General features: G+C 56.3%; 7 protein-coding genes and 2 pseudogenes. 3 read left to right on the forward strand and 6 right to left on the reverse strand.

Going from position 1 to position 7,577, the window contains the following annotated elements; all coding sequences use genetic code 11:
* Window positions 1–147: pseudogene (gene gmk / locus B3P58_RS01795) on the reverse strand (guanylate kinase); the annotation flags it as partial.
* Window positions 148–184: 37 nt separating this feature from the next.
* The gene (locus tag B3P58_RS01800) at window positions 185–1,036 is read right to left on the reverse strand and encodes a YicC/YloC family endoribonuclease (protein ID WP_286715652.1); all 852 of its coding nucleotides are present in this window, start codon (window positions 1,034–1,036) and stop codon (window positions 185–187) included.
* A gap of 113 nt (window positions 1,037–1,149) precedes the next feature.
* Here B3P58_RS01800 and rph point away from each other — a divergent pair, with 113 nt between their 5' ends.
* Complete coding sequence (rph, locus tag B3P58_RS01805) at window positions 1,150–1,866, forward strand: ribonuclease PH (protein ID WP_286715654.1); 717 nt, start codon at window positions 1,150–1,152, stop codon at window positions 1,864–1,866.
* Window positions 1,867–1,908: 42 nt separating this feature from the next.
* Here rph and B3P58_RS01810 read toward each other — a convergent pair whose 3' ends face one another.
* A complete protein-coding gene (locus B3P58_RS01810; protein WP_286715656.1) occupies window positions 1,909–2,682 on the reverse strand; it encodes an exodeoxyribonuclease III in 774 nt (257 codons plus the stop codon).
* Between the two features lie 162 nt (window positions 2,683–2,844).
* On the opposite strand from B3P58_RS01810, the gene pyrE reads away from it, so the two are divergent.
* Both pyrE and B3P58_RS01820 read left to right on the forward strand, forming a co-directional pair.
* The gene (gene pyrE, locus B3P58_RS01815) at window positions 2,845–3,492 is read left to right on the forward strand and encodes an orotate phosphoribosyltransferase (protein ID WP_286715658.1); all 648 of its coding nucleotides are present in this window, start codon (window positions 2,845–2,847) and stop codon (window positions 3,490–3,492) included.
* Between the two features lie 42 nt (window positions 3,493–3,534).
* A complete protein-coding gene (locus tag B3P58_RS01820) occupies window positions 3,535–4,212 on the forward strand; it encodes a hypothetical protein (protein ID WP_286715660.1) in 678 nt (225 codons plus the stop codon).
* Window positions 4,213–4,252: 40 nt separating this feature from the next.
* Here the strand turns inward: B3P58_RS01820 and slmA are convergent, their stop codons facing one another.
* The 3 genes and pseudogenes from slmA to B3P58_RS01835 all read right to left on the reverse strand — a co-directional run.
* Window positions 4,253–4,873, reverse strand: a complete 621-nt coding sequence (gene slmA / locus B3P58_RS01825; RefSeq protein WP_260997806.1) for a nucleoid occlusion factor SlmA — start codon at window positions 4,871–4,873, stop codon at window positions 4,253–4,255.
* Window positions 4,874–4,883: 10 nt separating this feature from the next.
* On the reverse strand, window positions 4,884–5,786 hold the full coding sequence (argB, locus tag B3P58_RS01830; RefSeq protein WP_145467576.1) for an acetylglutamate kinase: 903 nt from the start codon (window positions 5,784–5,786) through the stop codon (window positions 4,884–4,886).
* Window positions 5,787–5,918: 132 nt separating this feature from the next.
* Window positions 5,919–7,577, reverse strand: a pseudogene (locus B3P58_RS01835) (phosphomannomutase/phosphoglucomutase); the annotation flags it as partial.

Consider the following 7,577-nt stretch of genomic DNA (forward strand, 5'->3'; position numbering starts at 1 on the left):
TTTGCCGTCCACCTCGCCCGGACGCGGTGCTCGGGTGGTGTGGGATACGGACACTCCGATATAACCGGTGTATTGCAGCAGGGCTTTCACCAGACTGGTTTTACCGGCACCGGACGGAGCGGAGAAGATAAACAGGGTACCAATCATAGGAAGCTCGCTGTTCTGGCCGGACGTTGGGGTTGGGTTATTCAATGTTCTGTACCTGCTCACGCATTTGTTCGATCAGCACTTTCAGGTCGACGGCGGCCTGGGTAATGCTGGTAGTCAGTGATTTAGAGGATAGCGTATTCGCCTCGCGATTCAGCTCCTGCATCATAAAATCGAGGCGGCGGCCGATGGGTTCGTCCTGGCTGAGAATGCGGCCGACTTCCTGAATATGGGTGTTCAGGCGGTCGAGTTCTTCGGCGACATCGGCTTTCTGTGCCAGTAGCACCATTTCGGTTTCCAGCCGGCTGCTGTCGAGGGTGATATTCAGTTCGGCGATTTTATCATCCAGCTGCTGACGCTGGGCAGCCAGTGCCTGGGGCATCGCGGCGCTAACGGCAGCTACAATCTGCTGCATTTTTTCCAGCCGCTGGCGGATTAATGCGGCCAGTTCTTCACCTTCCCGCGCCCGGGCATCGCAACTGCTGCGCAGGCAATCGTCGAACGCCTGCAATGCAGCCTGTTGCAGTGCTTTGTCGTCGGTTTCCGCACTGCTGATCACACCGGGCCAGGCCAGTACTTCGAGCACATTCATGGCATTGCCGGGGCCGATGATGGCATGCACTTCATCGGCGGCACGGTTCAGCTCGTGTACCAGTTCGTGGTTTACGCTGAGTCTGTTTTCGCCCTGTAACGGCTGAAAACGCAGGGCGCATTCGACTTTGCCGCGGTTGAGGGATTTTTTCAGGCGCTCGCGCAGGGCCGGTTCCAGATCGCGGAAAGCATCCGGCAGGCGGAAGTGCAGTTCCAGATAGCGGCTGTTCACCGAGCGGATTTCCCAGGTAAAACGTCCCTGCGGGCATTCGCTGCCGGCACGGGCAAAGGCCGTCATACTGAAAACCATAAGTCTCTCGCGTTAATAAATTCCCCTGCATTGTAAGGGCTGGGGCTTTTTGCCGCTATAATGCCGGCCTTTACTCAATATCAGATTCAAGGATTCCGCTTATGAGACCCAGTGGCCGTACAACCGATCAGCTGCGTGATGTGCGCATTACCCGCAATTTCACCAAACATGCCGAAGGTTCTGTACTGGTGGAATTCGGCGACACCAAAGTGATTTGTACCGCGTCAGTTGAAACCAGCGTGCCGCCGTTTCTGCGTGGCAAAGGTCAGGGCTGGGTGACGGCGGAATACGGTATGCTGCCGCGTTCGACCGGCTCGCGCATGATCCGTGAAGCGGCCAAAGGCAAACAACAGGGCCGCACCGTGGAAATTTCCCGCCTGATCGGCCGCAGCCTGCGCGCCGCTATTGACCTGACGGCGCTGGGCGAAAACACCATCACCATCGACTGCGATGTGATTCAGGCCGACGGCGGCACCCGTACCGCCTCGATTACCGGTGCCTGTGTGGCGCTGGTCGATGCCATTAACTGGCTGAAAGCCAAAGGCAAAGTAAAAGGTGAGCCGCTTAAGCAGATGATTGCGGCCGTCTCTGTGGGCATCTACAAGGGTGAAGCGGTGCTGGATCTGGATTATGCAGAAGACTCCACCGCTGAGACCGATCTGAACGTGATCATGACCGAGAACGGTGGTTTCGTGGAGATTCAGGGCACAGCCGAAGGTGAAGCCTTCACGCCGGATGAGCTGAACGCCATGCTGGCACTGGCACAGAAAGCCATCGGTGAGCTGAGCGCGAAACAGAGGGAAGCGCTGGCGGGCTGATAAAACAGGCGTCTGACGTCCGGCGTCAGACGCTGTTCTTCGTTACTCTTCGTCGAACTCGTATTCCACCATGACCGCGGCGTGATCACCAAAACGCAGGTTGATATCGAGCTTGGCTTCCACCACAAACTGACGGATGCCCGGAGTGCAGATCTGATAATCCTTACGCCAGCCGTGTTGATTGCGGCGCGCGCTTTCGGCATCCGGCCACCAGGTAAACTGGTTCTCGCCGAAATTGGCTTCGCGGAAGGCATCGACATAACCGGCCGGGCCAAACATCTGATCGAACCAGGCGCGTTCTTCCGGCAGGAAGCCCGGTGTGTCCTGATTGCTCTGCCAGTCGGCCAGATCAATGGTTTTATGTGCCGCTTCAAAGTTGCCGCAGAATATAAACTCGCGGCGTTTGCGCCGGGTTTTGTTCAGATGCTCCAGGAAGGATTTCTGGAAGGCCAGTTTATCTTCCAGAGTATTGTGCTCATCGATCGTCGGGAACAGGATGGAGCCAACGCTGACATGATCGAAATCCGCCTGAATAAAGCGCCCCTGCATATCGCACTGCGGGAATGCCAGACCGGTCATAATGGCTTTCGGCACTTCACGGGTGAGGATGGCCACACCGGAATAGTTATCAGCTTCGGCATCGAAGAAATAGGCGTTGTAACCATCGGGATACACGACGGAGTCAGGCAGCTGATACTCTTTTGCCAGCAGCCCCTGAATAGCAACCACATCAGCCTGCGCGGTTTGCAGCCAGGTATACAGCCCTTTTTCGACCGCTTGTTGCAGGCCGTTGACGTGTAAACTGATAATCCTCATACATGGTTCCCAACTGGTGAAGCGTGTATCATACCGCATCCTTTGGAAAGCGGGTAAATATGGGCGAGAATGTTGTGCTTCTGGTCACGCATTGCCGGTATTTCTCCCTTCCGTCCGAACTATTTTGCCGGCCTGTGCTGGCGGTTGAATCTCAGGTTTCGTATGCAGACGTATCAGAAAGAATTTATCGAATTCGCCATCGCTCAGGGTGTACTCAAATTTGGCGAATTTACCCTGAAATCCGGCCGGGTCAGTCCTTATTTTTTTAATGCCGGCCTGTTTAACAGCGGTGCCGCGCTGGCCAAGCTTGGACGTTTTTATGCGGCAGCACTGGAAGCGTCCGGTGTTGACTACGATGTGGTCTTTGGCCCGGCTTATAAAGGCATTCCTCTGGCCGCGACCCTGTCCGTGGCGCTGGCTGACCACTACAACAAAGACATGCCTTACGTTTTTAACCGCAAAGAAGCCAAAACCCACGGCGAAGGCGGTAACCTTGTCGGCGCACCACTGACCGGCCGTGTACTTATCGTAGACGATGTTATTACCGCCGGTACGGCTATCCGTGAAGTCATGGCTATGATTAACGCTGCAGGAGGCGCAACACCAGCGGCTGCCCTGATTGCTCTGGACCGTCAGGAGAAAGGTCAGGGTGAGCTGTCAGCCATTCAGGAAGTAGAGCGCGATTTCGGCATGAAAGTAATCAGCATCGTGAGCCTGAACCAGGTGCTGGACTATGTGTCTGAAAAACCAGAGCTTGAGCAGTATGCTGCTGCTATCAGTGCTTACCGGGATCGCTACGGGGTTAAGTAAAAGGCGTATGCCGAACGGCACGCGAAAAGGAGTGTTGTAACAATGAAGCCACTGGTTGGGCTGTTTACTGTTGTTTGCCTGTTGGCCTCAGCTCCGAGCTTTGCCAACAAACTGTATCGTTTTACCGTCGATGGCCGCGTGGTGGTTAAAGATCATATTCCCACGGAGTACAGCCATCTGGGGTACGAGATACTGAACAGCAGCGGCATGGTGGTGAAAACCGTTGCTCCGGCTCCGACGGCTGAAGAGCTGGCGCAGCGTCGCGCTGAAGAAGCTGCGAAAAAAGCCCGTCAGGATGCTATTACTGCCCAGCGCAAGCTGGATCTGGATCTGCTGCGTCTGTATGCCAAGCCTTCGGATGTGGAACGTGCGCGGCAGCGTAAAGCCGATGAAATCGACTCCTATATTCAGCTGCAGCGCCGGCGCATTATTGATCTGGAACAGAAACTGGAAAAAGCCCAGGCACAGGCCGCTAATATTGAGCGTCGTGGTCAGGAGGTTCCGGCCGATATGCGTCTTGAGATTGTGCAGTTGCAGAACGGTATCCGTGACAGCGAAGGCAACATCAAGGCGCGCCAGCAGGAAATGAAAGAGAGTACCCAGGAATTCGCCGAACAGTATGAGCGTGTAAGGATTCTGCAGGTCTATCCGGCCGGTACGCTGGATGCCGATGTCGATCTGGATAAAGTCGACCGCGAGCTGGAAGGCAAAGCCGATTAAAAAAATCCCGGGCATGTCCCGGGATTTTTTTGTCTGTGATTTACACCGGCAGGCTGGTGAGGTTCTTCTCGCGCAGTAACAGCGGCTGCAGCAGCTGCCACTGTTCGTCCCAGTACTGGGTCGGGCGGGTATCAAACTCGGTGCGTACATACTGGCGGATACGGCCTTCCAGTACGGCGGTGAGCAGATTGGCAGCGGCACTGATGGTCTGCAGCGGCACTTTGCCTTCGCGCATTTCGGCTTCACGCAGGATCTGTTTGAACTGCATTTCGATACGTTCAAAAAACTGCTGAATGCGCTGGCGCAGGCGTTCGGTTTCACCGGACAGTGCATCGCCGGATAGCAGGCGGCACATGCCCGGATTCTTCTCGGCGAAGGTCAGCACCAGTGTCAGAGTCCGTTCGCAGCGCTGATCGGCCTGCTCAAAATCCTGCAGGATACGGCTGACGCGGGAAAACACCGCTTCTTCGATAAAGCTGATCAGGCCTTCGAACATCTTTGCCTTGGACGGGAAGTGGCGATACAGCGCTGCTTCCGAAACGCCCACGGCTTTTGCCAGGCTGGCGGTGGTGATACGGGCGCCGGGATTGGTTTCCAGCATATGCGCCAGCGCCTGCAGAATCTGATCGCGTCGTGACAGCTTGTCGGCGGTCTCAGTCATGTAACCTTCCTCAGCTGCGGCGGTTGGTGATCAGGGTACCAACACCTTCGTCGGTGAACAGTTCGAGTAAGGTTGAGTGAGCAACCCGGCCGTCGATGATATGGGCGCTTGTTACACCTGCGTGTACGGCATCCAGGGCGCACTGAATCTTCGGCAGCATGCCGCCATAGATGGTGCCGTCGGCGATCAGATCATCCACCTGTTTGGTGGACAGGCCGGTCAGTACCTTGCCTTCTTTATCCATCAGACCGGCAATATTGGTCAGCAGGATCAGCTTTTCAGCGCGTAATACTTCTGCCACTTTACCGGCGACCAGATCGGCGTTGATGTTGTAAGAAGCACCGTCTTCGCCAACACCGATTGGCGCAATCACAGGAATAAAGTCGCTGTTGGTCAGCATATCCAGCACCTGGGTGTTGATGCGTGATACTTCGCCCACATGGCCGATATCGATAATTTCAGGTTTTTCCAGCTCCGGCGAGCTCTTGGTAACGTGCAGCTTTTTCGCGTGCAGCAGCTGACCGTCTTTACCGGTCAGGCCAATGGCCTTGCCGCCGTTCTGGTTGATCAGGTTGACGATGTCTTTGTTTACCAGGCCGCCGAGTACCATCTCCACCACGTCCATGGTTTCGCCGGTGGTGACGCGCATACCATTCACAAACTTACTTTCGATATTCAGTTTGTTGAGCAGATCGCCGATCTGCGGGCCGCCGCCGTGCACCACAATCGGGTTAATACCGATCAGCTTCAGCATCACCATATCGCGCGCAAAGCTGTTCTTCAGGTCTTCGTCGATCATGGCGTTGCCGCCGTATTTAACGACGATGGTTTTGCCGACGAAACGCTGCAGATAGGGCAGGGCTTCACTGAGAACTTTGGCGGTATTCATGGCGCTGTCACGCGACAATGGCATGGTCTGGCTCCTTGATGAGCGGATAAATAAGAAACGGTCGGGCAGGCTGCGGTATCGCTCAGCAGCCTGATGTACCGCGCCGCATTATAACGTTATACGGCGCGCCCCTGCCAACGGGAATTGACGTCTTTCTCAGAACGGAACCTTGAGTTCCGGCGCGTGGCGGGTAAGTGCCTGCTTCATTCGTTGCTGAATCCGGGCAATGGCCTCGGCATTGTTGCCGGCAAAGCGCAGGGTCAGCTTGGGCGTGGTATTGGACGGCCGGATCAGGCCCCAGCCCTCGGCAAATTCGATGCGCAGACCGTCGGTGCTGAATACCCGTGCGCCGGCGGTCAGTTCGCTGTCGGCGGAGAGTTCCTGCAGCAGACTGAATTTGCGCACATCATCGCAGTCGATGGTGATTTCCGGGGTGCTGACATCTTCCGGCAGGGCGGCAAACAGCTGATCCGCCGGCAGGTTTCTCTGGCTGATAATCTCCAGCAGACGAGCGGCGGTGTACAGACCATCGTCAAAGCCGTACCAGCGATCCTGAATATAGAAGTGGCCACTGAACTCGCCGCCTACGACGGCGCTCAGTTCCTGCATTTTACGCTTCATCAGCGAGTGGCCGGTTTTCCACATGGTCGGACGGCCACCGTGACGGCTGATCAGTGAAGCAAGATGGCGTGAAGACTTAACGTCGTAGATGACATCGCGGCCAGGATTGCGCGGCAGGATATCGTCAACCAGCAACATCAGCAGGCGGTCCGGCCAGATAATCTTGCCGTTATTATCAACCAGTGCGACACGGTCGCCATCACCGTCAAATGCCAGGCCCAGATCGGCGTTATGTGCTTTAACCGCATCCTGCAGCGCCTGCAGATTTTTTGGCTGGCTTGGGTCCGGGTGATGATTCGGGAAGCGGCCGTCGACGTCGCAGAACAGGCATTCGGCCTCCAGTCCGATCATGGCCATCAGTTTCTCGGCCAGAGGCCCGGCGATACCATTGCCGGCATCAATCACAATCTTCATGCTGCGGGCGAGCTGCACGTCGCCCTCGATACGCTGCAGATAGGTGTCTGCCAGCTCACGCTCTTCGGTCTGGCCCGACCCTTGTGGTAGGTCGCGGCGCATGATGCGGTGGTACAGCGCCATCAGTTCATCCTGCGCCAGGGTATGCTGGTCGATAACGATTTTCAGGCCGTTAAACTCCGATGGATTATGGCTGCCGGTCACGACAACGCCGCATGGCGTATCCAGCTCATGGGTGGCGAAATAGAGCAGGCCGGTTGGCTGTGCGCCAAGGCGGATCACATGGCAGCCGCTGTCATTCAGACCGAGCTGCAGCTGTGCTGCCAGCTGCGGGCTGGATTCCCGGCCATCCCAGGCAAGGCTGATTTTGCTGAAGCCGCGTTCCTGTACTTCAGCCCCCAGCGCGCGGCCGATCCAGTAGCAGGTATCTCCGGTCAGATCCTGACCGACGATGCCGCGGATGTCGTAAGCGCGGAAAATACCCTGCGCCACTTCGATCGGGTGCTCGTGTTCAACTTCTTCGACCATCAGTTCCGGCAGTGTCTGGCGTTTGGCGTTGCTGACGGTGGTGATCTTCTTTGGCTGTTCCAGGGCGATTTCCTGACGCTCGCGGCTGTTGCCATTCGCTTTGCCATTGTCGGTGACATCAGGGCGTACGGTATTGATCAGGTGTTGCATACTGACCGCCAGTTCGTGGAACAGCGCCAGGGTAAATACCGGCTGCTCATCAATGCCTTTGCGGCTGAGGTTACGCACATAGGTCAGCAGCTTCAGCTGGTT

Origin of the sequence: Thalassolituus sp. UBA2009 (assembly GCF_002335285.1) — a bacterium.
Taxonomy (GTDB): domain Bacteria; phylum Pseudomonadota; class Gammaproteobacteria; order Pseudomonadales; family Oceanobacteraceae; genus Venatoribacter; species Venatoribacter alkanivorans.

Excerpts from the sequence above, each read along its gene's own strand:
- B3P58_RS01800 (WP_286715652.1), bottom strand. The coding sequence starts at position 1,036 with ATGACGGCCTTTGCCCGTGCCGGCAGCGAATGCCCGCAGGGACGTTTT.
- rph (WP_286715654.1), top strand. The coding sequence starts at position 1,150 with ATGAGACCCAGTGGCCGTACAACCGATCAGCTGCGTGATGTGCGCATT.
- B3P58_RS01810 (WP_286715656.1), bottom strand. The coding sequence starts at position 2,682 with ATGAGGATTATCAGTTTACACGTCAACGGCCTGCAACAAGCGGTCGAA.
- pyrE (WP_286715658.1), top strand. The coding sequence starts at position 2,845 with ATGCAGACGTATCAGAAAGAATTTATCGAATTCGCCATCGCTCAGGGT.
- B3P58_RS01820 (WP_286715660.1), top strand. The coding sequence starts at position 3,535 with ATGAAGCCACTGGTTGGGCTGTTTACTGTTGTTTGCCTGTTGGCCTCA.
- slmA (WP_260997806.1), bottom strand. The coding sequence starts at position 4,873 with ATGACTGAGACCGCCGACAAGCTGTCACGACGCGATCAGATTCTGCAG.
- argB (WP_145467576.1), bottom strand. The coding sequence starts at position 5,786 with ATGCCATTGTCGCGTGACAGCGCCATGAATACCGCCAAAGTTCTCAGT.